Here is a 26,408-nt window from a genome sequence, read left to right as displayed (position 1 = left end):
CTTCGACTCGCTTCGCTCGCTCAGGGCCATTCGCTGATGGCCTGCCATGAGCGAGCCTGCGCAGGACTGATGGCAGGCGAGTCGAATGGCGGAAGCGCCTGAGAGTCGAACTCAGCCCTCCCGCTCAACGCGGGAGACAACCGGTTTTGAAGACCGGGAGGGCCACCGGGCCCCGTTCGCTTCCTCTTTACCCGAGGGGCTTCGCCCCTCGGACTCCCCTGCACGCTCACTCGCGCCAACCTCCGCCCGTCGGTGCCTGACGCTGTCGTGAGCTATGGTTGTCGGCTCGTTCGCGTGGCTCGCATCGCTTCGCTCGCTCGCGGCTCTGGACCGCTTCGCTGCGCTCGCTCGGGTCATCTCTTCCGAGCCTGGCTGTTATCCAGATTATCTTCGCAATACAGGCACAGGGGCATCAAGCCAGCAACGTCCCCGAGTAACTGGCTTCGTGCCTTCGTGCCTTTGTGCCTTTATTGCGAAGCCCTTTATTGCGAAGCCCTGCGCGGAGGGCTACCCGGCCAGTCCCAGTCGATACAGCACCAGCTTGATCCACTCGGAGCCGGCAAACCTGAGGTCGGCACGCGTGCGCCACCAGCGCGCCGGGTCGGCCGGGTCGTAGCGTGACGCGCGCATGATGACGTCGGTGCCGGTCCCCTTCAGCGCACGGCGCACGGCGAAGCCCGAACGCCGCGTGTGGTATTTCGAGGTGACGACGATCAGCCGCTTCCACCCCCTGGCCTGCGCGGTGGTGCGCAGCAGGCTGCCTTCCTGCGCGGTGTTGTCGACCCACCCGGCCGGCGCGTGAATCGCGGCGGGCGGCACGCCCATCTGCACGAGCGCGGCCTGCTGCAGTTCGGGCGTACTCGGGAAACGCACGCCGCGGGTCCGGATGAGCATTTCGCCCGGTTCCGCGCGCTCCGGGCTGAGGAAGATCACCGGCGCGTAGCCCGCCCGATAGAGCTCGTACGCTTCGAGCCAGCGTTCGACGCGTGTGCCGCCCAGGACGAAAATGGCGTCGGCTCTCTGCAGCGGATCCTCGTGCTGCAGGTAGCGGCCGCCGTACACCAGCAGCCAGCCTGCGGCCGCGGCGGTCAGCAGCAGGGCCGCAAGCAGCGTCCGGCGGACGAGGAGGCGCATGGGGAGTGCGGCGGAACGCGGTCAGGAGCGGGGAGCGCGGAGGCGGGAGGCCCGGCGCGGAGGGATGCCTCCGCACCGGGTAAACGTCGGCAGCGCTTCAGCCTTCAACCAGCCGGACTTCACCGGCGCGCGGGCCTTTGCCGGACTCTTCGGGCGTGAATTCCACCCGCTGGCCTTCCCGCAGGAGCTCGAACACCGCTCCGCGCACGGAGCTGCGATGAAAGAAGTGCTCGATTCCCCCCTCGTCGCGGATGAACCCGAACCCCTTGTCGATAAGAAGTCGAGCGATCGTCCCGGTTGGCATAGCCCGTGTCCTCCGATGTGCCGTACGACGGCGCCCCCGGGAACATCCCGCAGGCTCCAGACGCTGAGCTTGAAACGGCGCCAGTGTAGGGACAAGCGGCCGGAAAAGTCAACAAATTCACGGTTTTTCTATTTCGACGGCAAATCGCCGTAGAACCTCCAGTCCACGCTCATGTCCGGCGCCAGCTTCTGCCTGGTCAGCGCCAGCCGGATCAACGCGATCGGCATGCTGCCCTGGCGCAGGATCTCGTCGTGGAACTGTTTGTTGGTCATCTGCTTGGAATCCACCAGCTCGCGGCGCAGTCCGCGGAGCTGCAGGCCGCCGAGCAGGTACGCCGCCTGGTACAGCGGACCGTAGCCGCCCTGGAACGAGCGCCGCACTTCGGCGGTGGCGTTGTCGCGCTCGTGTCCGACGCGATCGACGAGGAAATCGATCGCTTCCTGCGGCGACCACAGGCCCATGTGGAAGTTCAGCGAGAAGATGATCCGCGCGCAGCGGTGCATCCGCCAGAACAGCGCGCCGACGCGCTCTTCCGGCGTGTCGTTGAACCCCATGTCGTACAGCGTCAGCTCCCAGTAGAGGGGCCAGCCCTCGCCGAAGAACGGCGTGCTGCCGCCGATCCGCGCGCGGTAGCCGGCGGATCGCGCGCCGACGTAGCCGACGAGGTTGTGGCCGGGAATCATCTCGTGATGCGCCGTCGCGTGCGAGAACGGCCGGTTGTTGCCGCGCATGCTCTGCAGCCGCGCCTCGTATTCCATCGTGTTGGTCGGATACGAGACGATGATCTGCGAGCCGCCGAGGAAGAACGGGTTCGAGAGCTGCGCTTCGGGCGACATCATCGACATGTGGAGGGACTCGGCCGCCACCTGCGGCACCGTGATCAGATCCTTTGCGCGCAGGTAGTCGATGGCTTCGAAGAGCAGGTCTTTGATCATCATCGGCTGCCCGCCCGGCGGCACGTGCATGTCCTTGACCTTCTCGATCGCCTTCTTCCAGTCGTCGCCGAATCCCATCTGCCGCGACGCTTTCCTCATTTCCTCCTCGCACCAGGCGAACTCGCGGTTGGCCAGCGCGATGAGCTGCTCGGGCGTGTAGGGGATCATCTCGTCGGCGAGATCCATGATCAGCCCCTCGCGCCCGCGCGCTGCGCCGGGAATGCCGGTGCTGTCGGTCTTGCGCGGCGGATTGGCCGGCGGCGTGAAGTGCATCCGCGCGATATGCCGTTCGGCGGCGTTGCGGATGAACAGGTAGTCCACCTGCGCGTTGCGTGACAGCCTGTCGAACTCCAGCGTCTCGAGCGCCTTGAGCCAGGCTTCGTAGTACGCCTGCGGCCGTCCCGCTCCCGGGCTGTTGGTGGCGGCGCGCCCGCCGCCGCGCGCTCCGATGAAGCGCTCGACGATCGGCGTCATCTCGTCGTACGGCAGCTTGATGAGCGCCTGCAGGTCGGGCACCTGATTGAAGCGCGGGGCCGGCGCCGGCGGAATCCGGGGGCCGCCGCCGGCGTCCACCATGCTGTCGACGCCGGCCTGGCGCAGATGCGAGATGTAGCCCTCCAGCGCGGCGTCGACCTTCTTGTAGGGCATCTCGACCCACCAGGTGAACATCGGGTCGTAGCCGTAATAGAAGGTGTACCAGGTGGACAGATTGGCGCGGAGCGCCTGGACGGCGTCGGCCGCCCGCGCCCCCGCGGCCTTGCTGAACTTCGCGTCGCCGTCCGGCTTCGCCGCCGCGATCGCTTTCGCCACCGCCGTGAGATCGCCCGCGGCCTTTTTCGAGTCGACGTCTTCCAGCTTGATGCGGGCCTCGATCAGGTTGACGAGCGTCGGCGCGAAGGGCGCCAGGGCCAGCACCTCCGCCATCGCGCTGGCCTCGACGTCGAGCTGTTTGAGGTTCGCCGCGATGGTCTGCTGCAGCGCCGCGAGATCGGTCCGCCCGTCGGGCGTCAGCGCGTCGACGTCGAGCCTGGCGAGCGCCGCCTGCCAGTCCAGCTCGAACCGCTTCAATCGGCCGATCCGCGCGGTCGAGAGCGAGATGGGCGGCGCCGCCGGCGGCGGCTCCGCCGCGCCGCGCCCGCGCCCTCCGCCGCCGCGCCCGGACGCGCCTTGATAGTTGCCGTTCAGCGTCGCGCGATCCAGCCGATACGTCTGCGCGACCAGGCGCATTTCGCTCGGCGCGGACGCCAGCAGCGGCTCGAGGTCCTTCGGAACTTCTTCGACCGCGGGCTGCGGTGCCGCCTGCTGCGCGGCCACCGGGGTCAGCATCGCTGCTGCTATCAGAAACCACAGCCCCGTGCGGGCCGGGCGTCGCACGCTCGACTTGATCAAGGCTTCCTCCACGTTCGTTTACGATGGGCCGTGCACATGATACCGGCGATCGTGCTGGCGGCCGGCGCGTCGAGCCGCATGGGCCGCGCGAAAGCACTACTCCCGATAGGAGACCGGACCTTCGTGCGCACGATCCTGGAGAGCCTGCGCGAGGGCGGCGTCACCGAGGCGGTCGTGGTGATCCGCCAGGGCGACACTGCCATCGAAGCGGAGGTCGCGGCGGCCGGTTTCGGGCGGGCCGTCGTGAACCCTCGGGCCGCCGACGGGCAACTGACCTCGCTGGTCGCGGGACTCGATGCGGTGGATGGACCAGACGTGTCCGCGGCGCTCGTCACGCTCGTCGACGTGCCGCTCGTCACTGCCCGGACGATCCGCGGGCTCTGCACGCGCGCCGCAGCCTCGGCCGCCGCCGTCATCCGCGCCGTTCACCACGGCCGGCACGGTCATCCGGTGATCGTCAAGCGCGAGCTGTTCGCGGCGCTGCGTGCCGCCGATCCGGCGGTCGGAGCCAAGCCGATCCTGCGCGCCGCGGCGATCGAGGACGTCGAGGTGGACGATCCCGGCGTCATCGAAGACGTGGACACGCCGGCCGACTACGCGAGAGTCATCGCGCCATGAACGCCCAGAACATCGTCCTCTTCACGACGACGCTCCTGGCGATCCTCAATCCGATCAGCTCGTCGGTGCTGTTTGCGGCGATGGCGGGGAAGTTCACGACGGACATCCAGCGGCGGATGGCGAACCAGAGCGCGTTCGCCGTGCTGTGCGTGCTGCTCGTCTGTGCCTGGACCGGCCGCTTCCTGCTGCAGATCCTCGGCATCAGCGTGCCGATGCTCCAGGCGGCGGGCGGGCTGATCCTGCTTCTCTACGGCATCCGCATGGTGACGGTGGACGAGCTGAAGCTGACCGCCGCGGAGCAGGAATCGGCGCTCGAAGTGCCGGAAGAACACTGGAAGACGCTTGCCGTGGTGCCGCTGGCGATTCCCGGGACCGTCGGCGCCGGGACCATCACCACCGTCGTCGTGCAGGCGACGACGTTCGGGAGCGCGCGGGACCTGGCGATCATCACCGTCATCTGTGCGGCGGCGGCGCTCATCATGTGGATCGCGTTTCGATCCTCGGGGCCGATCGCCCGGCGCCTGGGGCCGATCGGCATGAACATCGTGACGCGGGTGATGGGGATCCTGGTCAGCGCGACGGCGTTCGGGCTGCTGGGCCGCGGCATCGGCGGTCTGCTGCCGGGACTGGCGCGCTAGTAGACTGGCGGCGAACGAGACCATGAACGCCCGTCCTTCCCGCACCGACGTGACGCGGCTGCTCGAGCGCGTGAGCGGCGGCGACCGCGCCGCGGTCGCCGCGCTGGTCGACGCGGTGTACGGCGAGCTTCGGAACCTCGCCGGCTCGCATCTCGGGCGCGAGCGCCGCGGCCACACGCTGAGCGCGACGGCGCTCGTGCACGAGGCGTGGCTCCGGCTCGCCGATCAGCGGCAGCCGTGGCAGGGGCGCGCGCACTTCTTCGGCGCCGCGTCGCACGCGATGCGCCGGATCCTGATCGATTACGCGCGGGCGAAGACCGCGGGCAAGCGGAAAGGAGAGCGCGTCAGTCTGACCGCAGTCGAGGACGAGCTGACGTCGACGCCATCGTTCGAGGAGCTGCTGACGATCGACACTGCCCTCGAGAACCTGGCGCAGGTGAACGATCGCCTGGTCCGGGTGGTCGAATGCCGCTACTTCGGCGGACTGACGATCCCCGAGACGGCCGACGCGCTCGGGGTGTCGCATACGACGGTTTCCGAGGACTGGCGCTTCGCACGGGCGTGGCTGCAGCGCGCGCTCGGCGACGCGCAGGCCCGGGCACCTCACCCCCCGGATCTCTGACAGCGAGCGAAGTCGGGAGCGGTTGGCGGTTTCCGCCGTTCTCCCGCCACTACGAATGGAGAGGTGCATCAGGGAGAACACCATGCTGAGTAACATGAAGAATTCATTACGTTTGCTGGCGGGCGCCGTACTGGTCTGCGGCGCCGGGCTGATCTCGGGGCATTCCGCGTCGGCCGCATCCGACACGCCCGTGGCACCGCTGCTCGCCGGGCTGGGTACCCACGAGTGGCCGGTGACGACCGGCGTCCCGCGGGCGAGACAGTTTTTCAACCAGGGCGTCCGGCTGCTCTACGCCTTCAACTTTCCCGAAGCGCTGCGCTCGTTTCGCGAGGCGGCGCGTCTCGATCCGGCGCTGGCCATGGCCTATTGGGGGCAGGCGATGGCGGTCGGGCCGAACCTGAACGCGCCGCTGAGCGCCGAGAACGCAAGCAAGGCGTACGACGCCATTCAGGCCGCCAGACGCGCGGCCGACGGCGCGTCGCCACGCGAGCGGGCGCTCGTCGAGGCGCTGGCCTCGCGGTTCGCCGCCGCCGGCATCGGCGACCGGCCGGCGCTCGACCGCGCATACGCCGCCGCGATGGAGCGCGTGGCCGCGGCCTATCCGAACGATCCCGACGTGCAGACGTTCTATGCCGACGCGGTGATGAATACGATGCCGTGGGACTACTGGCAGAAGGACGGCTCGCCCAAGCCGGCGACGGCGCGCGTGCTGCAGACGATCGAGTCGGTGATCGCGGCGCACCCCAGGCATCCCGGCGCGCATCACTACTACATCCACGCCATGGAGGCGTCGGACGATCCCGATCGGGCGCTGAAGAGCGCCGACGTGCTCGGGTCGCTGATGCCGTCCGCCGGCCACATGGTGCACATGCCGGCGCACATCTACCTGCGCGTCGGGCGCTACGCCGACGCGGCGGAGGCGAACGTCCGCGCCATCGCGGCCGACGAGGACTATCTCGCGCAGTGTCAGGCGCAGGGGCTGTATCCGATCACCTACTACCCGCACAACCTGCACTTCCTCTGGGCGGCCGCGACGCTGGAGGGACGCAGGGACGCGGCGGTCGCCGCGGCGCGACAGGTCGCCGAGAAGGTGCCGCATCACCACGCCGGAGCGGTGGCGTGGACGGCGGACTTTCCGGTCACGCCCTGGCTCGCGTTCGTGCGGTTCGGCATGTGGACGGAGATGCTGACCGCGCCGCCGCCGCCCGCGAGCGATCCGTATGCGACGGGCATCTGGCATTACGGGCGCGGCCTGGCGTTGGTCGCGCGCGGACAGTTGGACCGCGCCGCGACGGAGATCGGCGCCGTCGAATCGCTCGCATCGCACGACGCGTTCAAGACCACGCTCAAGGATTCGCCGCTGCAGATCAACCTGCAGATCGCCGCGCGTATCGTCAAGGGGGAGCTGGCGGCCCGGCGCGGCGCATTCGACGCCGCGGTGCGGGTGCTGGAGGAGGCGGTCGCGCTCGAGGACGCAATTCCGTACAACGAGCCGCCGGTGTGGCATCACCCGGTGCGCCAGGTCCTCGGCGGCGTGCTGCTCGATGCCGGCCGCGCGCGCGAGGCCGAGACGGTCTATCGCGCCGATCTCGTCCGCGTCCGCGAGAACGGCTGGTCGCTGTTCGGCCTGGCGCGGAGCCTCGAGCTGCAGCAGCGGAGCGCGGACGCGGCGGCCGTTCGCGAGCGCTTCGCGCAGGCGTGGAAGCGAGCCGACATCACGCTGACGTCCTCGCGGATCATCGGCAGCGACCGGCGCCCGTCGTCACCCGCTGACGCCCGCGTCATCAACCTGCCGGGCGGCGTGACGCTGTCGTACGCGGCGCAGGGCGATCCGGCCGGAACGCCGGTGATCCTGCTGCACGGCATCACCGACTCGCTGCGGTCGTTCGAGCCGATCCTGCCGCATCTGCCCCGCTCGCTGCGCGTGTTCGCGATCTCGCAGCGCGGCCACGGCGACTCGAGCAGGCCGGCCGGCGGCTACACGCCGCGCCAGTTCGCCGCCGACGTCGCCCGCTTCATGGACGCCCTCGGCCTGCCGCGCGCCGTCATCGTCGGCCACTCGATGGGCGCCGGCAACGCGATGCGGTTCGCCGCGGATTACCCCGGCCGCACCGTCGCGCTCGTGATGATCGGCGCCCTCGGGCGGCGCGAGTTCAGCGCCGACGTGCTGGCGTTCGACAAGGCGGTGTCGACGCTGTCCGATCCGATCGATCGGCAGTTCGCGCACGATTTCCAGATGGGCACGATCGCCCGGCCGATCGCGCCGGCGCTGGTCGAGACGTTCGTGGACGAGAGCCTCAAGGTGCCGGCGCGGGTCTGGCGCTCGGCCCTGACCGGACTGATGGGGGCCGACATCGGCGGCACCATGCGGCGCGTGAATGCCCGCACGCTGATCATCTGGGGGACGCGCGACTCCGTCGCGCCGCGCGCCGATCAGGAGGCGCTGCTGAACGGCATCCGCGGCGCGGAGCTGAAGGTGTACGAGGCGATCGGCCACGCCGTCCACTGGGAGGACCCGGCGCGGGTGGCGGCGGACATCGTGGCGTTCGTCTCGACGGAGCGTCACCGCACGAGGACCAGCGCCTCCGCGCGACGCTGATTCATCACCGCACGACCGCCGCATCCGGGCGCATCTCCCGGCTGCGGCGGTACTCGCGCGAAAAGAATCCGACCAGCGCGTGGTCTCGAGGAGCATCGGGCGTCCCGCCACGAGATCCTCCGGACCGGGAGACCGCCCTTACAGGTACTTCACGAACACGACTTCGTTCCGCTTCTCGTTGTAGAGCAGCTCGTCGACGCTGGCGCGCACCGTGAGGAGCCCGAACCCGCCGGGCCGGAGACCTTTGGCTTCGCGGACGCGCATGTGCTCCACCGGTTGATCGGGCGGCTGCCCGATGGCGGCGTGGGGCAGATCCTCGATGGTGAAGCCCGAGCCGGGATCCGCAATCCGGTACATCCGCATGCGCGGCGAGTGCAGGCAGGCGATGCGGACGCGGCGCGTCGGATCGAGCCGGCCGCCCCACTCGATGGCGTTCAGCAGCAGCTCGCGGAAGGCATAGGCAATCGACTCGCGCACCTCCGGCGCGAGCGCCGCTTCGAGCTGCGCCATCACGGGACCGATTCGATCGACCGCCTCGCGCGTGCACGGCACCACCAGCTCGATCCACTCCGGCCGCGCCGAGACCACCTCGATCGGGGGAATTTCCGGCGCGGCCAGGACCTCGCGCACGGTGTTCAGCAGCGCGGGCGGATCGACCGGCTTGTGCACGTAGCGGAAGGCGTTCTCGCGCACCGCCTCGAGCAGCGTCTGCGGCGCGTCGTCCGAGGTCATCACCACGACGCGCGGCCGGGACTTGCGCGAGCGCAGCTTCGCCAGCAGCTCGATCCCGTTCATGCGCGGCATCCAGACGTCGAGCAGCAGCAGGTCGAAGCGGCGGCTCTTCAGCGCCTCGAGCGCGTCGAGCCCGTCTTTGGCGACCGACGCCTGGTGGCCGTCGGCGTTGAGCAGCTGCTGCAGGATGTGCCGCGTGCCTCGATCATCGTCGACGACGAGAATCCTTGCCATGGAGCCTCCGCGTGCCGGCTGCGGCGCGCTTTCTGACCCGAGCCTTGGCGCGCTGGCGCGGCGCCAGTCCGGCGCCGGCGAACTCGCGTTCGAGCGAGACCAGGCTGGCGCGCAGCGCGGTCAGCGCCGCGCGGGCGCCGTCGATCTCGCCGTTGCGTCCCATTTGCTCGAGCGCGAGCGCCGCCTCCCGCCCCGCCGGCGAGCCGACGGTCGCCAGCGCGCCCTTGAGCGCGTGCGCGGCGAACCGCAGTTGTTCGGGGTCCTGCGCGTCGATGGCGCGGGCGATCGAACGAAGACTGGCTGGATAGTCCCCGCGGAACAGTCCGACGACTTCCGCCATCAGCTTGCGGTCGCCGCCGGCGTGCTTCAGCGCGGCCTGCGAATCGAAGATCGGCACGGCTGCGGAGTGAGGGGCCGCGACCGCCCCGGCGGGAGCCGGCGCAGCATTTTCGGCAACGCGCTCGACTTCGGCAACGCGCTCGACCGTGGCGACCAGATCGTCCACGTCGATCGGCTTGGACAGGTAGCCGTCCATTCCAGCCGCCAGGCAGCGCTCCCGATCCCCCTGCATGGCGTGCGCGGTCAGCGCGACGATCGGCAGGTGCGTGCCGGGCCGGGTTTCGTGCCGGCGGATCGCCGCCGTCGCCTCGAGCCCGTTCATCTCCGGCATCTGCACGTCCATCAGCACCACGTCGAACCGCGACGACGCGGCCGCGCCGACGGCATCGCGCCCGTTCTCGACCGCGGTGACGTGATGCCCTCGCTTCTGCAGCAGCCGGGTGACCAGTTTGCGGTTGACCGCGTTGTCCTCGGCGACGAGCACGCGCAGCGCGCGCGTCTGCCGGCGCCCGGGCCGCGGCTCCGACGCGGGCTTCCGCGTCGACACGCCGAACACGGTGACGAGCGCGTCGAGCAGGTCTGAATGCTTGACCGGCTTGGTCAGGTAGGCATCGACGCCGAGCCGGCGGCAGCGTTCGACGTGCCGCGGCTCGCCCATCGAGGTGAGCATCACCAGCGGCGTGGCGGCGAGGCGGCGGTCGTTCTTGATCCGCCTGGCCAAGGTGAAGCCATCGACACCCGGCATCTGGCAGTCGGACACCACGAGGTCGAACGCCTCGGGACTGCCCGCGGCCTGCCGCAGCAGCTCCAGCGCGTGAGTCGCGTCGGGGACCGAGGTCGGCGTCATCCGCCAGCTGATCAGCATTTCGTCGAGGATGCGGCGGTTGGCGGCGTTGTCGTCGACGACGAGGACGCGCAAGCCGTCCAGCTCGCTGCGCCACCGCGCGTCCGCCGCGGCGGCGTCGCGCGGCACCTCGAAACTGGCGGTGAAATGGAACGTGCTGCCCCGGCCAACCGTGCTGTCGACCCACATGCGTCCGTCCATCAGGCCCACCAGGCGCATCGCGATCGCCAGTCCGAGTCCGGTCCCGCCAAAACGCCGCGTGGTGGAGCTGTCGGCTTGCGTGAAGGCGTCGAAGATATGCTGCTGTTTCTCCGGCGGGATGCCGATGCCGGTGTCCGTCACCGCGAAATGCAGTGTGGCATGACGGGGCGCCAGCTGCTCGACGGTGACCCGCAGAATGACCTCGCCGGCGTCCGTGAACTTGATCGCGTTCCCGAGCACGTTCAGCAGCACCTGGCGGAGGCGTCCTTCGTCGCCGAGCAGCAGCGCCGGCACGTCCGGCGCGATCTGACACGCCAGCTCGATCCCCTTTTCCGAGGCGCGAACCGCCAGCAGCTTGGTGGCGTTGCCGATCGCCTCCCGCGCGTCGAATTCGGCGCGTTCGAGATCGAGGCGGCGGGCCTCGATCTTCGAGAAGTCGAGGATGTCGTTGATGATCCCGAGCAGCGATTCCGCCGACGACTTGACCGTCTCGAGGAATTCGCGCTGGTCGGGCCGGAGCCGGGTGTGCAGCGTCAGCGCCGTCATGCCGAGGATGGCATTCAGCGGCGTGCGAATCTCGTGGCTCATGTTGGCGAGGAACGCGCTCTTGGTCTCGGCCGCTTCTTCCGCGCGCCGCCGCGCCGCCTCGAGCTCTTTCACCAGCTGCGCCAGCCGCGCGGTCTGGTCTTCGAGCGCGCGGTGGCTGGTCTCCAGGTCGCGCGCGTACACGTTCAGCGTCTCTTCCGCCGCCTTGCGGTCGGTGATGTCGTGCGCCGCCGCATACATCACCTGCAGCTCCGGAAACGGCGTCGCCGACCACAGGAACCAGCGGCACGTGCCGTCCTTGTGGAGGAAGCGGTTCTCGAAGTGCAGCAGCTCGGCCCCGGTGGAGAGCTTCAAGGCTTCCTGCTGTGACGCCTGGCGGTCCTCGGGATGGATGAACTCCAGATAGGGCCGCGACAGCAGCTCGTCGGACGTGTAGCCGAGGATCCGTCCCCACGCCGGGTTGACGCGTTTGAAGTAGCCGTCGAAGCCGACGACGCACAACAGGTCGAGCGAGAGCGCGAAGAACCGATCGAGATCGTCCTGCGCCCGGCGCCGGCCGTAGAACAGGCCGATCTGATGGCCGACGCTCGACAGCATCGCGAGGAGCTCGTCGTCGGGCGGCCGGATCTCGACGCTGAAGAACTCCATGACGCTCAGCACGTCGCCGTGCATCACCACCGGGAACCCGAACGCCGCATGCAGCCCTTCGCGCGCCGCGATGGGCGCCCGCGGGAAGTTGCTGTCGCGGCCGACATCGGGAATCCACGCCGGCTGGCCGGTCGCCCAGACGCGTCCGGGCAACCCGACGCCGCGTGCGAACGTCCGCTCGCGGCTGCCGGCGTCGAACGCCTCGAAGCTTCGCCCCGGCATCGTCCAGATGTCGCTGCAGCGCAGCACATCCGCGTCGCGGTCGACGGTCCAGAGCGCGCCGTGCTCCCAGCCGAGCGACTCGCAGATGGCTTCGAGGATCTTGGGCGTGGCTTCGGCGAGCGTCGACGCTTCGACCAGCACGCGCGCAGTCGCGTGCGCTGCGGTCAACTGCCGCCGGGGCTCGGCGGCGGCCCGCGGCGCGTGAGGCGGGGACGCCATAGCGGGACGGCCATTATAGCCGCCGCCCGGGGATCGCGGCCGAAAGAGATCCCGGCTAGACCGGTTCGCTCCGCTTGCGCATCTGGACCTCGCGGCCGCCGTCCGTGTAGGTGACCTGATCCATCAGTCCGTTGATCAGGAACACGCCGCGCCCGCTCGGCTTGAACAGGTTCTCGGGACCGAGCGGATCGGGCACCTTCGACGGATCGAACCCCGGGCCCGGATCCCGCACGACGATGACCACCTCGCCGGCGGCATCGACGTTCACGCAGCACTGGACGCGCTTGGTGGGATCGCCCTGGCAGCCATGACGCACCGCATTGGCGATCGCTTCCTGCAGCGAGAGTTCGACCGCCATGACGTCCTCTTCGGGCCATCGCTTGCCGCGCAGCACCGCGGTGACCCCGTCGGTGATCTGCGGGATCGCGGACGGCTCGGCAGGCAGCGTGAGATCGAGCTGGCACGTCGAGCAGTAGGGGATCAGGCTGCTCAACTTGACCACGTCCGCTTCCGCCTCGTCCCGTGCCTTCAGCGCCGCCTTCAACTCGTAGAGATTGCGCCGCAGCTCGAGTTGCGCCTGTACCTGGCGCCTGAGCGCGTCGAGCGCCTCGCGCTGCTCGGCGGTCAGCGTGCGCGGCACGCAGTCGATGACGCAAATCGTGCCGAGCGCGTGCCCTTCGGGGGTGACGAGCGGAGCGCCGGCATAGAACCGCACGAACAGCCCGCCGGTGACCAGGGGATTGTCGCGAAATCGATCGTCGTCGCGGGCGTCCGGGACGATGAAGAGGTCCTGCTGCTTGATGGCATGGGTGCAGAACGAGATCGCCCGCGGCGTCTCGGTCTCGGCGATGCCGGTGCGCGCCTTGAACCACTGGCGGTCCGCGTCGACCAGCGTGATGAGCGCGATCGGCGTCTCGCAGATCTGCGAGGCGAGCAGGGCGAGGTCGTCGAAGGCGCGCTCCGGTTCGGTGTCGAGAATCCGGTACTGCCGCAGCGCCGCCAGCCGCGCGGTCTCGTCGTCTTGTACGGTGACCATGTGTCCCCCTTCCGGGTGGAACCTACTTCGCGCCGGGGCCCTTCAGCGCCCGCCCCGGTGTGGCGCCCGTGTGCTCGCCGTCCTTCAGGACGATGCGTCCGTTCACGAGCACGTGTTTCATGCCGACGGCGTACTGGTGCGGCTTCTCGAACGTCGCCCGGTCGGCAATCGTCGCCGGATCGAAGACGGCGACGTCGGCGAAAAAGCCCGGCTTCAGCATGCCGCGCCGATCGAGTCCGAGGTTTGCCGCCGGCAGCCCGGTCAGCCGGTGCACCGCATCGGCCAGCGTGATCACCTTCTCGTCGCGCACGTACTTGCCGAGAAGCCGCGCGACGTTGCCGTAGGCCCGCGGGTGCGGGTTCGACGCCAGGAACACGCCCTCGGGCGCGAACGACCCGCCGTCGGAGCCGACCGACACCCACGGCTTGCTCAGCTGCGTCCTGATGTTCTCTTCGGACATCAGGAAGTAGACCGTGCCGACGCGCGATTGATCCTCGAGGATCAGGTCGAGAATCGTGTCTTCCGGACGCTGCCGCCGCTCGGCGGCCACCGACGCGAGCGTGCGGCCGGTCAGGTGGCGGAGCTGCTCGTTCTTGAAGGCGACCAGCACCACCCGCTCCGCCGAGCCCGCCGCGAGATAGAGGTTCTCCCAGTCCTGGGTCGGCGTGACGATGGCGGCGCGGAGCTTCGCGCGCTCCGCCGGATTGCGGATTCGCTCGAACAACGCCTCCCAGCCTCCGCTCAGCGCGGACGGCGGCAGCGCGGCGTCGAGCCCGGTTGCTCCCGCCGTGTAGAGGTACATGTCGGCGGTGATGCGCAGCCCCTCGGCGCGTGCCGCCTCGATGGTCCGGAGCACGCGGTCCATCTTCGGCCAGTTGCGCTCGCCGGCCGCCTTGAGGTGGTAGATCTCCGCCGGCACCCGCGCCTCGCGGCTGATGCGAATCAGTTCGGCGACCGCCTCCTCGAGGCGATTGCCTTCGCTGCGGATGTGCGAGATGTACTTGCCGTGATATTCCCCTGCCGCTGCCGCCAGCGCGATCAGCTCCCCGGTGCTCGCGTAGAAGCCGGGTGCGTAGATCAGCGACGAGCCGACGCCGAGCGCGCCGTCCGCCATGGCCTGCCGCACCAGCGCCTGCATCTGCTCCAGCTCGCGCGCGGTCGGTCTTCGATCCTCCAGTCCAACGACGTACTCGCGGACCGTCGCGGCGCCGACGAACGACGCGACGTTCGGCGACACGCCTGTCCTTTCGAGCAGCTCGAGGTACTCCCGCAGCGTCGTCCAGGTGATGTCGAACTTGATTTCCCCTTGCTGACGCGTCCAGCGGGCGCGCATCTCCGCCGTCAGCGGCCCCATCGACGTGCCTTCGCCGAAGATTTCGGTGGTCACACCCTGGCGGATGTCGCTCTGCGAGCGCCCGTCGTGCAGCAGCGACTCCGTCGCCCACGACAGCATGTTGATGAAACCGGGGGCGACCGCCAGGCCGGAGGCGTCGATGACCGTGCCGGCGAGCGTCGGATCGAGCCGCGGTCCGATCGCCGCCACGCGATCGCCGGTGATGCCGACGTCGGCGCGCACGCCCGGCGCGCCGGTCCCGTCGTAGACGGTGCCGCCGGCGATCAGTACGTCGAACTGCGGCTGTCGGGCAGCCGTGCCGGCCCAGGCCACGAGAATGACGACCGCCGCCAGCCTGATCAGCTTCACGTCAGATCCACCCGCGTTCCGGTGCGAACCGCGGCGCTGAACGCCGGACGGAGACGCCGGGACACGGGAATGGTGGCGCCGCTCTCGAGGCGCGCGACGACGCCGCCGCCCGCCGTGGTCGCGACCTCCGTCACGGCGCCGACGCGAACCAGCGCGCGGCGGTGCGCGCGGACGAACCCGCGCGCGCCGATCCGCCGCTCCAGTTCGCGCATCGACTCGCGCAGGAGATAACTCCGGCCGCCGATCCACAGCCGGGCGTAGTTGTCCGACGACTCGATCCAGTCGATATCGCGAGGGCGCAGGACGGTGATCCCTTTCGCGGTCGTGACGACGATCGGCGGCTCGGGCTCGATCGCCCGTGCGGCACGCAGCTGCCTCGTCACCCGCGCCATCGTCGCGGCGAAGCGCGCTTCGGTGACGGGCTTGACGAGATAGTCGAGCGCCTGCGCCTCGAACGCGCGGAGCGCGAACTGATCGTAGGCGGTGAGGAATACGAGGAGCGGCATCCGCTCGGGCGTGCGGCGCCGGATGACGTCGAAGCCGTCGAGCCCGGGCATCTGGATGTCGAGGAAGAGCAGATCCGGCCGGCGGGCGTCCAGCGCCGCGAGCGCGTCCGCGCCGTTGCGGGCTTCGCCGCAGACGGTGAATTCCGCGTAGCCCGCCAGGAGCTGGCGGACGCCACGGCGGGCGGCCGGCTCGTCATCCGCGATCAGCACGGTCCATTCATCCGCCATCTTCGATATCCGGCGCCGCTTCATGATACGGCACGCGCAGGGTTGCGACCGTCCCGCCCGCCGGCCGGCTCTCCAGCGTCAGCGCCCCGGCGCGCCCGTACAGGGCCTGCAGGCGGTCCCGGGTATTTGCCAGGCCGTGCCGCTCCGGCAGTGCGGTCACGTCGAAGCCGGGGCCGTCATCCGAGACGGCGACCACCAGCGAGCCGCCGTCGCGGCTGGCCGAGACGCGGACGCGTCCGCCGGCGGCGCTTCCCGCGATGCCGTGCCGGATCGCATTCTCGACCAGGTGCTGCACCGCGAAGCTCGGGATCGCCGCGGCGCCGAGCGCCGGATCGGCGTCGATGTCGGCGCGCAGGCGATCGGGGAAGCGCGCCTGTTCGATGGCGAGGTACTGCCGCACCAGCTCGAGCTCCTCGTCGAGCGGCACTTCGTTCGCGCGTCCCCGGTTCAGCGTCCGCCGCAGCACGTCGCTGAGCTGCTCGACCATGCGCGACGCGCCGGCGCGATCGCCGTCGCGCACGAGCACGGCGATGGTGTTCAGGGTGTTGAAGAGAAAGTGGGGATTGAGCTGCGCCTGCAGCGCGGCGAACCTGGCGCCCGACAGCTGTTCGGACAACCGCGCCATCTGGATCTCCCGATCGCGCGCCTCGACGAAGTAGCGGATCGCGTGTTCGATGCCGACCACGGCGAGATAGACCGACACGCCGAAGGGCAGGGTAATGAACGTCCAACTGACGAACGGCAGCAGCCATCCTTCCGGCGGGACGCCGAGCAGGGCGACCTTCAGCAGCGTGCCGGTGCCCGCCCAGGCGGCGCAGAACACCAGCGAGATCGCGGCGTGCAGCAGCGCGCGGCGCGCCAGGTGCGGGCGCGCGATCGGCCATCGCCGCGCGACCGCGAAGACCAGCGGCGTCAGGAACGCGTAGATCAGCCAGTCGCCGCTCGCAAACAGGATCTGGCCCAGTCCGGCCCGCTCGCCCCCCCACAGGCGGCGCTGTGCGACCTCGTTGACGGCGCCGAGCACCGCCGGGCCGATCCACGCGGCCGACACCAGCATCCACGGACGCACCCGATTTGCAGCCACGCCGGCGGATTATCCCTCCTCGCCGGGGACCGCGCCGACCGTTCGCGTCAAAGTTCGCGCCGCTGCCGGATTCGTTCTTGCCGTGCCGCGGCGGCGGGCCGACGATGTGGCCATGAAGACCATCCTCGCATGCATCGTGCTCGCAGCCCTGGCCCCTCGAGCGGCCGCGCAAAGCATCCCCGCCTCGCGCGCCGCCGACGCCGCGCAGATCAAGCGCGAGATCGAGATCATCTGTCAGGCCTTCGTCGACAAGGATCGCCGGACCCTGGAGGCGACACACGGCGCCGACTGGCGTGGCTTCACGCCGGAATCGGACCATGTGATCCGCGGCCGCGACGGCTACATGAACGAGGCCACCTTCGATCCGCGCACGCCGAAGGGGCAGGGCATGGTGGGGTATCGCATCTCCGACTTCGACGTCGTCTTCTACGGCGACACCGCCGTCGCCTCGTTCGTGCTCGACGTGGATGGCGTGCGCGGGACCCAGCGCGTCACGCAGAAGCTGACGATCCTCGACGTCTTCCACAAGGAGCCGCGGCGCTGGGTGCAGGTGGCGTCGAATACGTCGTACCACGCCGACGAGTTCGCCCGCCGCATGTCGCAGTTGCGGCCGCTCGGCGACGCCGAGAAGCGCGAGGTGCTCGCCACCCGCGAGGGGGTCTGGCGCTCGTGGTTCGCCGGCGACGCGAAGCAGCTCACCTCCCTGCTCGCGCCGGAGCTGATCACGATCGACTCGTCGTCGCGGTTCGGCAGTCTCGAGTCGAACCTCGAGGCGTCGCGCGGCTTCGCCGCGGGCGGCGGCAGGCTGACGCGGCTCGTGTTTCCGACGACGGAGTTCCAGGCCTATGGGGCGACGGTGATTCTCTACACGACCTACGACATGGACCTGCTGGTGGACGGCAAGACGCGGACCGAGCGCGGCGCCGCGACCGAGATCTTCGTCAGGCAGGGCGATCGGTGGATCCACACCGGGTGGCAGCTCGCTCCCTCGACGCGGTAGCGGCGGGTCCTTTCCGCCGGCGTCGTCCAGCCCCCGCCGCCCCGGCGCCAGTGGCCGAGACGTCCGCGATCGCATAGGATCCTCGCCAGGAGGACACGGGATGGGGGCTTTCTCACGGGCCGCCGCGGCGGCCGGCCTGTGCGCCGCCATGCTGGCCGCCGGCTGCGCGAGCACGCCGCCGCGCGCCGCCGGCTCGGCGGCACAATCGATTCCCGACAGCCATTACAGCTATTCGGACGCCGACGTCGACTTCATGTCGGGCATGATTCCCCACCACGCCCAGGCGGTCGTCATGGCCGGCTGGTGCGGATCGCACGGCGCCCGCAAGGATCTCGCGGTGCTGTGCGAGCGCATGGTCGTCGCCCAGCGCGACGAGATCGCATTGATGCAGCAGTGGCTGCGCGATCGCGGCCTGCCGGTGCCGGAGGCGACGTCGACGCGTCATCGTCACCGGATGCCGGACGGCGCCGTGCACGACATGCTGATGCCCGGGATGCTCACCGACGAGGAGATGGCGGCGCTCGATCGCGCGCGCGGCGCCGAGTTCGATCGGCTGTTCCTGAGCGGCATGATCAAGCACCATCAGGGAGCGATCGACATGGTCGAGGTCCTGTTCAAGTCGTACGGCGCGGCGCAGGACGAGACCGTCTTCAAGTTCGCCAACGACGTGCAGGTCGATCAGGCGATCGAGATCGACGTCATGAAGGACATGCTGGAGGAGATCAAGTCATGAGGCCAATCGTCACCGGCGCGTTGTGCGCCGCGGTGCTCGCGGCGTCGGCGCTGCTGCCTGCGGCGTGCGCCAGTTCTTCGGGAACGGCGCCGCCGGCCGCGGCACCGGCGGCGGCACCACCGCCGGCGCCGGCGACGACATCGCCAACCGCCTCGGCGCAGCCGCCGCGGGCAGAGACCGCGACGACGCCGGCCGCTCAACGCCCTGCGCCGTCACCGACGGGCGTGGCGGCGCCCGCGCCGGGCGCCGAGGCCGCTGCCGATCCCTTCGCTGCGGCTGCCGGCCGCGGACGAGGCCGGGGGAATCCGCCGCCGCCCCCGCCGCCCCTGCCCGCAGTGATGCCGCGTCCGCCGAAGCCGATCGTCTCCGCCGCGCCGCCGACGCCGGATCCGCGCGTCGGACTGAAGGCCGGCTGGTGGGACGCCGGCGCCGCCGCGTGGAACATGAACCTGGTGTCGACGACGCCGCCGACCGGACGATCGCTCGGAGCGACCCACTCGGATCTGGCGTTCACCGGCAAGTACACGATCCAGGGGCACTACAACGGGTTCGACATGTACGACATCTCGAACGCCGAGGAGCCGGTGCTGGTGCAGCAGTACGTCTGCCCGGCGTCGCAGAACGACGTCTCGGTGTACGGCAACCTGCTGTTCATGTCGTCGGAAGCGCCGAACAGCCGCGCCGACTGCGGCTTCGGCGGCGTGCCGGATCCGGTCAGCAAGGAACGGGTGCGCGGCATCCGCATCTTCGACATCAGCGACATCAAGAAGCCGAAGCTGGTGACCAGCGTGCAGACGTGCCGCGGGTCGCACACCCATACGGTTGCGCGGCAGGCCGGCGACAAGGACAACGTCTACATCTACATTTCGGGCACGTCGAGCGTGCGTTCGGCAGAGGAGCTGCCGGGATGCCAGGACGGCGGCCGCGACGATCCGAACTCGGCGCGCTTCCGCCTGGAAGTGATCAAGGTGCCGCTGGCGACGCCGCAGAACGCCGCCGTCGTCAGTTCGCCGCGCGTGTTCCAGGATCTGCCGGTGGCGCCGCGCAACGCCGAGCGCGACGCGCTGGCGCAGCGCGAGCGTGAGCAGCAGGCGGCGCAGCGCGGACAGGCCGGGGCGGGCGCGGGCGGCGCCGCCGGCGCGGCGGGCGGCGGCCGCGGACGCGGCAACCAGGGACCGCCGACCGGGCCGAACCAGTGCCATGACATCACGCTGTATTCCGACGTGGGACTCGCCGGCGGCGCGTGCGCCGGGCTGGGGCTGCTGCTCGACGTCCGCGACGTGACCAACCCGAAGCGGATCGAGTTCGCCGCCGATCAGAACATGTCGTTCTGGCACTCGGCGACGTTCAGCAACGACGGCAGGAAGGTCCTGTTCTCGGACGAGTGGGGCGGCGGATCGGCGCCGCGCTGCCGCGACACCGACAAGCCGGAATGGGGGGCGAACGCGATCTTCACCATCGAGGACAACAAGCTGAAGTTCCGCAGCTACTACAAGCTGCCGGCGCCGCAGACCGCGCAGGAGAACTGCGTCGCCCACAACGGCTCGCTGATCCCGGTTCCGGGCCGCGACGTGATGGTGCAGGGCTGGTATCAGGGGGGCCTGACGGTGTTCGACTGGACCGATCCGGATCACCCGAAGGAAATCGCGTTCTACGATCGCGGTCCGGTCGCCGCCGAGCGCCTGGTGTCGGGCGGCTCGTGGTCGGCGTACTGGTACAACGGCCTGATCGTCAGCTCCGAGATCGCGCGCGGCCTCGACATCTACGAGCTGGTTCCGAGTCCGCTCCTGTCGGCGAACGAGCTTGCCGCGGCCAAGACGGTCAAGATGACCTACTACAACACGCAGGACCAGCAGAAGTTCGTCTGGCCGCCGAGCTTCGTGCTGGCACGCGCCTACCTCGATCAGCTCGAGCGCTCGGCGGGGCTGGCCGCGACCACGATCGCGTCGGCGCGCACGGCGCTGTCGAACGCCGAACGGCGCTCGGGCGCGCAGCGCCGGACGGCGCTGACGCAGCTCGCGGCGCAGCTGACGAGCGAGGCGGCCTCGGCGAAGGAGCAGGACAAGGTCCGCACCCTCGCGGCGGCGGTCACCGACCTGGCGACCGCAACGAAGTAGCGAACTTCGGGTGGGGGCGGCGCGCCGCCTCCCCCTGCTCCCGCATCGCGGAGGACCGCTGCCGGCGATGCCGGAATGATGTACACTGGAGGTTCGTTCCTCCCGCAACGTGGGCCTGTGGCGCAGCTGGGAGCGCGCCTGAATGGCATTCAGGAGGTCACCGGTTCGATCCCGGTCAGGTCCACCAAACCTTCATTTTCGGTTCTGATTTCCCGCAAGTAGTTGAAGGCCGGTGCGGTTGCGCCGGTTCCAACAAACCGAATTCCGTCGAACGCGATTCCGTCTGGAAAGAACAGTTGTTGGAACCGCTGTCGCTGGTCGAGTGATGCCTGCACCCACAGGTCTGCGGCGCGCGGCAGAACACGTTCTGCGAACGCCAGGATGCCTTCTACGTCGAGCTCTTCGAGCTGGCCGGAGTGACGGTCGATTCGCGCGAGCGTGAGCTCCTCGCGCAATTTCTCCGCGTGGCGGTCGTAGGTCTCGATGTCGATCGAGCGCTCGAAGAGGAACGCTTCGTCCAGGCGGTTCAGCTTGTCTTGGATGGTTTTGGCGGCTCGCTCGGCGATCGCAATCTCCTCGGTGACTGCCGCCTTCCTCGCCTTCCAGATCTGCAGCACGGATTCCTTGAGCAGCCGCATGTAGCCTGGCGACGGCTGCAGCAGCGCCAGTTCGTCTGCGAATAGCCCCTCCAGCTTTGCCTTCGTGACGTTCACCGCGCGACAACCAGGGCGGCAGTGGTAGTAGGCGTAGTAATCGCTTCGTCCCTTCGACCAGCTGCCGGTGAGGCCTCGGCCACAGGACTCGCAGCGCACGAACGCGCGCAATGGGAAGTCCGGGTGCGCCCGCTGCTGTGGCGTGGTGATCGGAGCTCGCCCTGACAAGACCGCTTGCACACGGTAGAACAGGTCTTCGGAGATCAGGGGCTCGAAGTCGCCGCGTTTTCCGCGAACGCCGTACTCCGGAACCTCCACGATGCCCGCGTATAGCTGATTTCGCAGCAGCATGCCGATGGCCTGCGACGTGAGCGGCCGACCGCGGCGGTTAGTGAGGCCCCAGGCTCTGGCCTGCTTGAGCAGTTGTTCCTTCGTGAATCGACCTGTCGCGTACTCCTCGAACGCGCGTCGCACGAGCGGTGCCCGCTCGGGGTCATGCGTCAGGCTCTTGCCCGCTGCGCGCGGCGCATTCAGGAAGCCGATCGGCGCCAGAAACACCCATCGTCCTAGTTCGAGTGCTGCCTTCATACCGGCGCGCGTGCGATCGGAGCGCACATCGTTGTCGAATTGGGCAAACGCGGCGAGCACACCTTCCATCAACTTGCCGGTTGAGGTGTCGTCGATCGGCTCCGTTGCGGAGCGAAGGGAGATGCCAAGCGACTGCAGATGGGAGCGCAGCGCGAAGTGGTCGTACTTGTCGCGCGCGAAGCGCGTCAGGTTGAACACGACCACGAAATGGACGCGGCCCTTATTCAACCGGCAGAACGTGAGCAGGTTCTGAAGCTGGCTGCGGTCGGTGGACTTGGCGCTCTCGCCTTCCTCGTGGAAGCGTTCGAGGACTTCATAGCCCTGGCGGCGGCAGTACTCCTCGCACGCGCGAAGCTGTGTCGGCAGACTGAGATTTTCGGTCTGCTCCTTCGTGCTCACGCGCACGTAGATCACCGCGCCGACCATGTTTGGCAGCGTAGATCCATTCGCCGACTCGGGCAAGCGGCGTTTGCGAGGCACTGTTGCTACTCGGAAGCGCGGCACTGCTCCTGGTACATCTCGACCACGATGCACGCCAGGGTCTGTGCGTGTTGGCGGATCTCCTCGACCTCCTGATCGGTCATCGATTCCGCGTCCTCGCCAAGCAGTTCGCGACAGCGCGCGATCGAGATCGGTTCCGGCTTCGGATCCGCACGTTCGACGTACTCCATGGCTACCTTTGCGAGCTCGATGCAGACGTTCGGGATGCGGCGGAGTGCGCTCGAAGCGCGCCGATATGATGTCAGCGCGCCGAGACGATGAGCGTGGATGTGGCGTGACGCCGACACCGAAGCGCGTGACTTGAAGTCGAACGCGACGATCGCGTGAACGTGGGCGATCGATTTGCTGGTTGTTGAAAGGAGCTTGCGGCTTTGCTCTGAGAGCGTCGGCTTCAGCGGTCCGCGTCTGGTGAGACTGCGGAGGGATGCCTGATGGCATCGACGAGAACTTCACGATACGACCGCTGGCGCCTCCGGTCAACGCCGAAATGAGGTCGAGCTTCGTCGGCCATCACATAAGTGCTAGTTTCGAGCTGCGCGCAGGCGTCGTCAAGGCCGAAGCCCGCAGGGTCGAGCGCAGCGAGAGCCTTGACGACGTCGAGCACAGCTCGACGCTGATCATGTGATGGCCAAGGCAAACGAGTACGGAGCAGAAATCAGCGTCGAAAGTACACTGCATGCCGTGCGCGATTTGCGACGAGTACGCAACGAACAATGCACTCGCAAACGACGCGCAGATCACTCGCCCTTTCGATGGCGGTTTGCGACACCCGCACAGGGGCGTGAGCAACCCTCCGCGCCGGCCTCGGGACGGCAGTAGGCGCCGAACCGGGGGGTTGCTCACGCCCCCGCTCCATCAGTGACGTCGGCTAAGTGTGTTTCGTGCGCGGCACAGAACGCCGCGCTTGTTGCTCTCCCTCTCAAGTTGCAAGTCGTCGGTGTGGAGAGACTTGCGACATCAGGCTTCGCGGGCGCCGGTTCATCGGCCATCGGCTTCGACTGACAACTTAGCGTTCCAGAACTGCGCCAACCACCGCTCTTTGTCGCGGCCCCCCTCGCGGCGTCAGCCGTTCTGATCAAAGAGCCGGGACCAGAGTGAAAAGAGCGTCGAGAAATCCCTCAAGTTCTCTCGCAGGTTGCGCGTCGAATTCACCGCGGCTTCCACCGGACTGACGCTGCTGGCACGGGTCGCCAACACCCTTTGAGCGGTGGCGTGAGCGACCACATCGCTGGCCGCAGGCTTGGCAGGCCAACCGGCCATTTCGGGTGGTCGCTCACGCCACGGTGTTGCTCTTGGCGACCGCTCCGACGGCGGCTCCACCAGGCGGGCGGCATAGAGCGCCGCCCGAGGACGACGGGCTGCAACCTCCACGACGATCGGCAGTTGCCGGATGCGCTCACGGCTTGCGAGCCGCGTTAGTTGACCAGGACGTAACGTCGATGCGGGCCAATCCAAGGGGGAACACCTCGCGCGGAGGGGGTGTTCCCCCCGGTGTTCCCCCTGGACACCCTCAATCTGGCGGCTACCATGGTCGTGGTGGTCCCGGTGAAGGCCGGTGGACCAGTGGAGGGCGAATGGCAATTGTGGAGGTCCATCCGGTGCCGATCGACGGGCCGTGGATCGAGGGGTTCGCCCTGGATCGCCACGTGATCTCCAGCGTGCCAATTGGCTATCTCGGCGAGCACATGCAGTTCGACACAACCCGCTCCGCCCTGGGCGAACTAGTGTATCAGCTGAAGTACCGAAACGGACCGCTGAATGACATCGTAGACACCACCGTTGCCTTCGTAAACGAACGGTGGAATGGCGTCATCGACTGCGTCGTGTCACCGCCGCCATCGTTGCACCGGACGAAGCAGCCCGCAGTGCTGATCGCTGCAGGAATAGCGGCGGCGCTCGGGGTCCCGGCGGCTCCCGCCGCAGCAGTCAAGGCCACCGCGACACCGCAGATGAAGAACGTCGCGTTGCACGAGCGCGGCCCGCTGCTCTCTGCGGCCATCCAGGCGGGCACGGATGCGGTCCAAGGGCAGCGGATTCTACTAATCGACGACCTGTGGGAGACTGGTAGTACGCTGAGGCGCGTCACCGAAGTGCTCGGGCAAATGGGCGCCACCGAGGTCAGAGCCCTCGCGATGACACGAACGAAATGAGCCATCCATCCACCGTTTTCGTCGCCGGTTCACGACAGATTTCTCGGCTTCCGGTCGAGGTCACAAGTCGTCTCGACACGATGATCGAAAAGGGTTTTCAGATCCTCGTCGGCGATGCCAATGGCGCCGACAAGGCGGTCCAGCGCTACCTTGCCGACAAGTCGTATCCGAACGTCCTCGTGCACTGCATGAAGGACCACTGCCGGAACAACGTCGGGAACTGGCCAACGCGTGAGGTCGCCGCCCCGCGCGGCGCCCAAGGCTTCGACTACTACTCCCTCAAGGACCGCGCGATGGCTGACACGGCAGACTACGGGCTCATGCTCTGGGACGGCAAAAGCAAGGGCACCGTTAACAACGTCGTCAACCTGTCACGCGATCACAAGCCGGTTGTCGTCTACGTCGCGCCGACAAGGCAATTTCGCACGATCAAATCCTTTGACGATCTCAAGGATCTTCTGGCGCAAGGCGATTCGGACAGCGTCGAACGGATCGTCAGCGAGCTGCACCTGCACGATCTCGGGCACGGCACAATGCTCCCTGGGTAGGGAAGTGTTCGCAATGGCGATGACGGTTGCGTGGATTCTCCGACAGGCATCGGAAAGCGACCGAGAGTTTCTGTACGAGCTCCATTGCCGTACGATGCGTGAGGTCATCGAAAAGACGTGGGGCTGGGACGAGGAATGGCAACGAATAGACTTCGAGCGGCGTTTTCGTCAGTACCTCGCGTCAGTCATCGAATATGAGCGCCGCCCGATCGGCGGGTTGTTGCTAGAACCGCTGGCGGATTCGATCTACGTCCACGAGATCCAAGTTCTACCCGAATGGCAAGGACAAGGGATTGGTACCGCCGTAGTCCGGCAGATCATCACGCAGGCTGCCAGTCGTGGAGCAACGGTCACGCTCTCTGTGGTTCCTGCTAATCCTCGGGCCAAACAGTTGTATGAGCGGCTCGGGTTTGAAGTTACCGGCTTCGAGGCGCCGTTCTTACGAATGAGGTTCGGTCCGCCACTGGGAACGCATGTAGCCAGTCGTCTTCGCGCGAATGGCGCGCATTTCAACAACCGCATGGACGAATCGTCTCCAATGGCCATCGGCGCAATCGAAACGCGCGAGGCTCATCCGGATGACGCCGACGCGATCCTGGCGGCCCATCTGGATTCCATCCGATCGATCGGTCCGAGCTTCTATCCACCGGAGATTGTTGAGGCGTGGAGTGCGGGCCTGACACCGAACGTGTATGTGAGCGCAATGGAAGGCGGTGAGGTCTTCTTCATCGCCATCGGCGCAGTCAACGGGGAATTGGCCGTGCTGGGTTTTGCCAGTCATCGCGTTGACGATGATCAAGATGGCGCCTCTGTATACGTTCGAGGCATGGCTTCGCGTCGTGGTATCGGAACGACGCTGTTAGGGCTGGCCGAAGAACACGCGCGGGCACATGGTGCCAAGAGCATCAAGATTCAAGCATCCCTAGCGGGCGTGGCTTTCTATCGGGCGAATGGGTTTGAAGAGCTCGGACGCGGAGATGCGTTGCTCATGACCGGCCGGTCCATGCCCTGCGTCTTCATGCGTAAACTGCTCTGAGGCGCGAACGCTGTTCCGTCGTCACTGTCCCGACCCACGGCAGTCGATGCTGCGGATGAGCCGGGAGCGGCAAGCAGACCAAATCGAGCGCTACGCGACATCCCTAAGGCCCTCGACTGAGCGTAACCAACTGATCAGTCGGTTCCAACTGGCGCTGTTCAGGTCCACCACCCTTCGCTCGCCTGCACTCGTGAGCGACCTACGGGTGGCAAGCCACCTTTCACGCGTGCTCAGGGAAGGTCAGGTCGGGCCTGATCGCGAGCTCACGTCACAGACATGCGAAGGGTGTCCACCGTAGCGGC

22 protein-coding genes and 2 tRNA genes are annotated in these 26,408 nt (G+C 68.2%); 13 read left to right on the top strand and 11 right to left on the bottom strand.

Annotated elements, in window-relative coordinates; translation table 11 throughout:
* Positions 1-86: 86 nt before the first annotated feature.
* The 4 genes from VFK57_18560 to VFK57_18545 all read right to left on the bottom strand — a co-directional run bounded on the left by VFK57_18560 (position 87) and on the right by VFK57_18545 (position 3,699).
* A tRNA-Sec gene (locus VFK57_18560) sits at positions 87-184 on the bottom strand.
* Between the two features lie 323 nt (positions 185-507).
* Entirely contained in the window at positions 508-1,134 is a 627-nt protein-coding gene (locus VFK57_18555; protein HET7697722.1) for a YdcF family protein, read from the bottom strand.
* Between the two features lie 97 nt (positions 1,135-1,231).
* Entirely contained in the window at positions 1,232-1,438 is a 207-nt protein-coding gene (locus VFK57_18550; protein ID HET7697721.1) for a cold shock domain-containing protein, read from the bottom strand.
* Between the two features lie 128 nt (positions 1,439-1,566).
* Complete coding sequence (locus VFK57_18545; GenBank protein HET7697720.1) at positions 1,567-3,699, bottom strand: DUF885 family protein; 2,133 nt, start codon at positions 3,697-3,699, stop codon at positions 1,567-1,569.
* A gap of 99 nt (positions 3,700-3,798) precedes the next feature.
* Between VFK57_18545 and VFK57_18540 the strand changes: the two genes are divergently transcribed.
* The 4 genes from VFK57_18540 to VFK57_18525 all read left to right on the top strand — a co-directional run bounded on the left by VFK57_18540 (position 3,799) and on the right by VFK57_18525 (position 8,239).
* Positions 3,799-4,380, top strand: a complete 582-nt coding sequence (locus VFK57_18540; GenBank protein HET7697719.1) for a nucleotidyltransferase family protein — start codon at positions 3,799-3,801, stop codon at positions 4,378-4,380.
* Positions 4,377-5,018, top strand: a complete 642-nt coding sequence (locus tag VFK57_18535) for a MarC family protein (protein ID HET7697718.1) — start codon at positions 4,377-4,379, stop codon at positions 5,016-5,018. The genes VFK57_18540 and VFK57_18535 overlap by 4 nt, the downstream gene beginning before the upstream one ends.
* Before the next feature lie 22 nt (positions 5,019-5,040).
* The gene (locus VFK57_18530) at positions 5,041-5,640 is read left to right on the top strand and encodes an ECF-type sigma factor (GenBank protein ID HET7697717.1); all 600 of its coding nucleotides are present in this window, start codon (positions 5,041-5,043) and stop codon (positions 5,638-5,640) included.
* 82 nt (positions 5,641-5,722) lie between these two features.
* Positions 5,723-8,239 (top strand): alpha/beta fold hydrolase, encoded by a 2,517-nt coding sequence (locus VFK57_18525; protein HET7697716.1) that lies wholly within the window; start codon positions 5,723-5,725, stop codon positions 8,237-8,239.
* 138 nt (positions 8,240-8,377) lie between these two features.
* Here the strand turns inward: VFK57_18525 and VFK57_18520 are convergent, their stop codons facing one another.
* Genes VFK57_18520 through VFK57_18495 form a run of 6 tightly spaced genes read right to left on the bottom strand, consistent with a single transcriptional unit; the run spans position 8,378 to position 16,780 of the window.
* Entirely contained in the window at positions 8,378-9,205 is an 828-nt protein-coding gene (locus VFK57_18520) for a response regulator (protein HET7697715.1), read from the bottom strand.
* Positions 9,177-12,224: a response regulator gene (locus tag VFK57_18515; GenBank protein ID HET7697714.1), complete on the bottom strand. Its 3,048-nt coding sequence runs from the start codon at positions 12,222-12,224 to the stop codon at positions 9,177-9,179. The genes VFK57_18520 and VFK57_18515 overlap by 29 nt, the downstream gene beginning before the upstream one ends.
* Before the next feature lie 55 nt (positions 12,225-12,279).
* Entirely contained in the window at positions 12,280-13,260 is a 981-nt protein-coding gene (locus VFK57_18510; GenBank protein HET7697713.1) for an ATP-binding protein, read from the bottom strand.
* Positions 13,261-13,282: 22 nt separating this feature from the next.
* Positions 13,283-14,962 carry a D-aminoacylase gene (locus VFK57_18505; GenBank protein HET7697712.1) on the bottom strand — a complete coding sequence of 560 codons (1,680 nt, stop codon included), beginning with the start codon at positions 14,960-14,962 and terminating at the stop codon, positions 13,283-13,285.
* Positions 14,959-15,696, bottom strand: coding sequence for a LytTR family DNA-binding domain-containing protein (locus tag VFK57_18500; protein HET7697711.1), 738 nt, complete (start codon positions 15,694-15,696; stop codon positions 14,959-14,961). Before VFK57_18500 ends, VFK57_18505 begins: the two co-directional genes overlap by 4 nt.
* Positions 15,686-16,780, bottom strand: coding sequence for a histidine kinase (locus tag VFK57_18495; GenBank protein ID HET7697710.1), 1,095 nt, complete (start codon positions 16,778-16,780; stop codon positions 15,686-15,688). The genes VFK57_18500 and VFK57_18495 overlap by 11 nt, the downstream gene beginning before the upstream one ends.
* Before the next feature lie 112 nt (positions 16,781-16,892).
* Here VFK57_18495 and VFK57_18490 point away from each other — a divergent pair, with 112 nt between their 5' ends.
* The 5 genes from VFK57_18490 (at position 16,893) to VFK57_18470 (ending at position 21,313) form a co-directional block, all read left to right on the top strand.
* Entirely contained in the window at positions 16,893-17,780 is an 888-nt protein-coding gene (locus tag VFK57_18490; GenBank protein ID HET7697709.1) for a nuclear transport factor 2 family protein, read from the top strand.
* 100 nt (positions 17,781-17,880) lie between these two features.
* Positions 17,881-18,513: a DUF305 domain-containing protein gene (locus VFK57_18485; protein HET7697708.1), complete on the top strand. Its 633-nt coding sequence runs from the start codon at positions 17,881-17,883 to the stop codon at positions 18,511-18,513.
* Complete coding sequence (locus VFK57_18480; GenBank protein HET7697707.1) at positions 18,510-20,630, top strand: hypothetical protein; 2,121 nt, start codon at positions 18,510-18,512, stop codon at positions 20,628-20,630. The genes VFK57_18485 and VFK57_18480 overlap by 4 nt, the downstream gene beginning before the upstream one ends.
* A gap of 111 nt (positions 20,631-20,741) precedes the next feature.
* Positions 20,742-20,817 (top strand) — tRNA-Ala (locus VFK57_18475).
* 229 nt (positions 20,818-21,046) lie between these two features.
* Positions 21,047-21,313, top strand: coding sequence for a hypothetical protein (locus VFK57_18470; protein ID HET7697706.1), 267 nt, complete (start codon positions 21,047-21,049; stop codon positions 21,311-21,313).
* A gap of 1,043 nt (positions 21,314-22,356) precedes the next feature.
* Here VFK57_18470 and VFK57_18465 read toward each other — a convergent pair.
* Positions 22,357-22,542, bottom strand: coding sequence for a hypothetical protein (locus VFK57_18465; GenBank protein HET7697705.1), 186 nt, complete (start codon positions 22,540-22,542; stop codon positions 22,357-22,359).
* Positions 22,543-22,796: 254 nt separating this feature from the next.
* On the opposite strand from VFK57_18465, the gene VFK57_18460 reads away from it, so the two are divergent.
* From VFK57_18460 to VFK57_18445, 4 genes are all read left to right on the top strand, one after another.
* A complete protein-coding gene (locus VFK57_18460; protein ID HET7697704.1) occupies positions 22,797-22,997 on the top strand; it encodes a hypothetical protein in 201 nt (66 codons plus the stop codon).
* A gap of 949 nt (positions 22,998-23,946) precedes the next feature.
* Positions 23,947-24,522 (top strand): phosphoribosyltransferase family protein, encoded by a 576-nt coding sequence (locus tag VFK57_18455; GenBank protein HET7697703.1) that lies wholly within the window; start codon positions 23,947-23,949, stop codon positions 24,520-24,522.
* Positions 24,519-25,070 carry a hypothetical protein gene (locus VFK57_18450; protein ID HET7697702.1) on the top strand — a complete coding sequence of 184 codons (552 nt, stop codon included), beginning with the start codon at positions 24,519-24,521 and terminating at the stop codon, positions 25,068-25,070. Before VFK57_18455 ends, VFK57_18450 begins: the two co-directional genes overlap by 4 nt.
* A 13-nt stretch (positions 25,071-25,083) precedes the next feature.
* Positions 25,084-26,106, top strand: coding sequence for a GNAT family N-acetyltransferase (locus VFK57_18445; protein ID HET7697701.1), 1,023 nt, complete (start codon positions 25,084-25,086; stop codon positions 26,104-26,106).
* The last annotated feature ends 302 nt before the right edge of the window (positions 26,107-26,408 follow it).

The sequence above is a fragment of the Vicinamibacterales bacterium genome, assembly GCA_035699745.1.
In the GTDB taxonomy this organism is placed as follows: domain Bacteria; phylum Acidobacteriota; class Vicinamibacteria; order Vicinamibacterales; family 2-12-FULL-66-21; genus JAICSD01.
The sequence above is the reverse complement of the archived record's forward strand: the minus strand, read 5'-3'. Positions and strand labels throughout refer to the sequence as shown.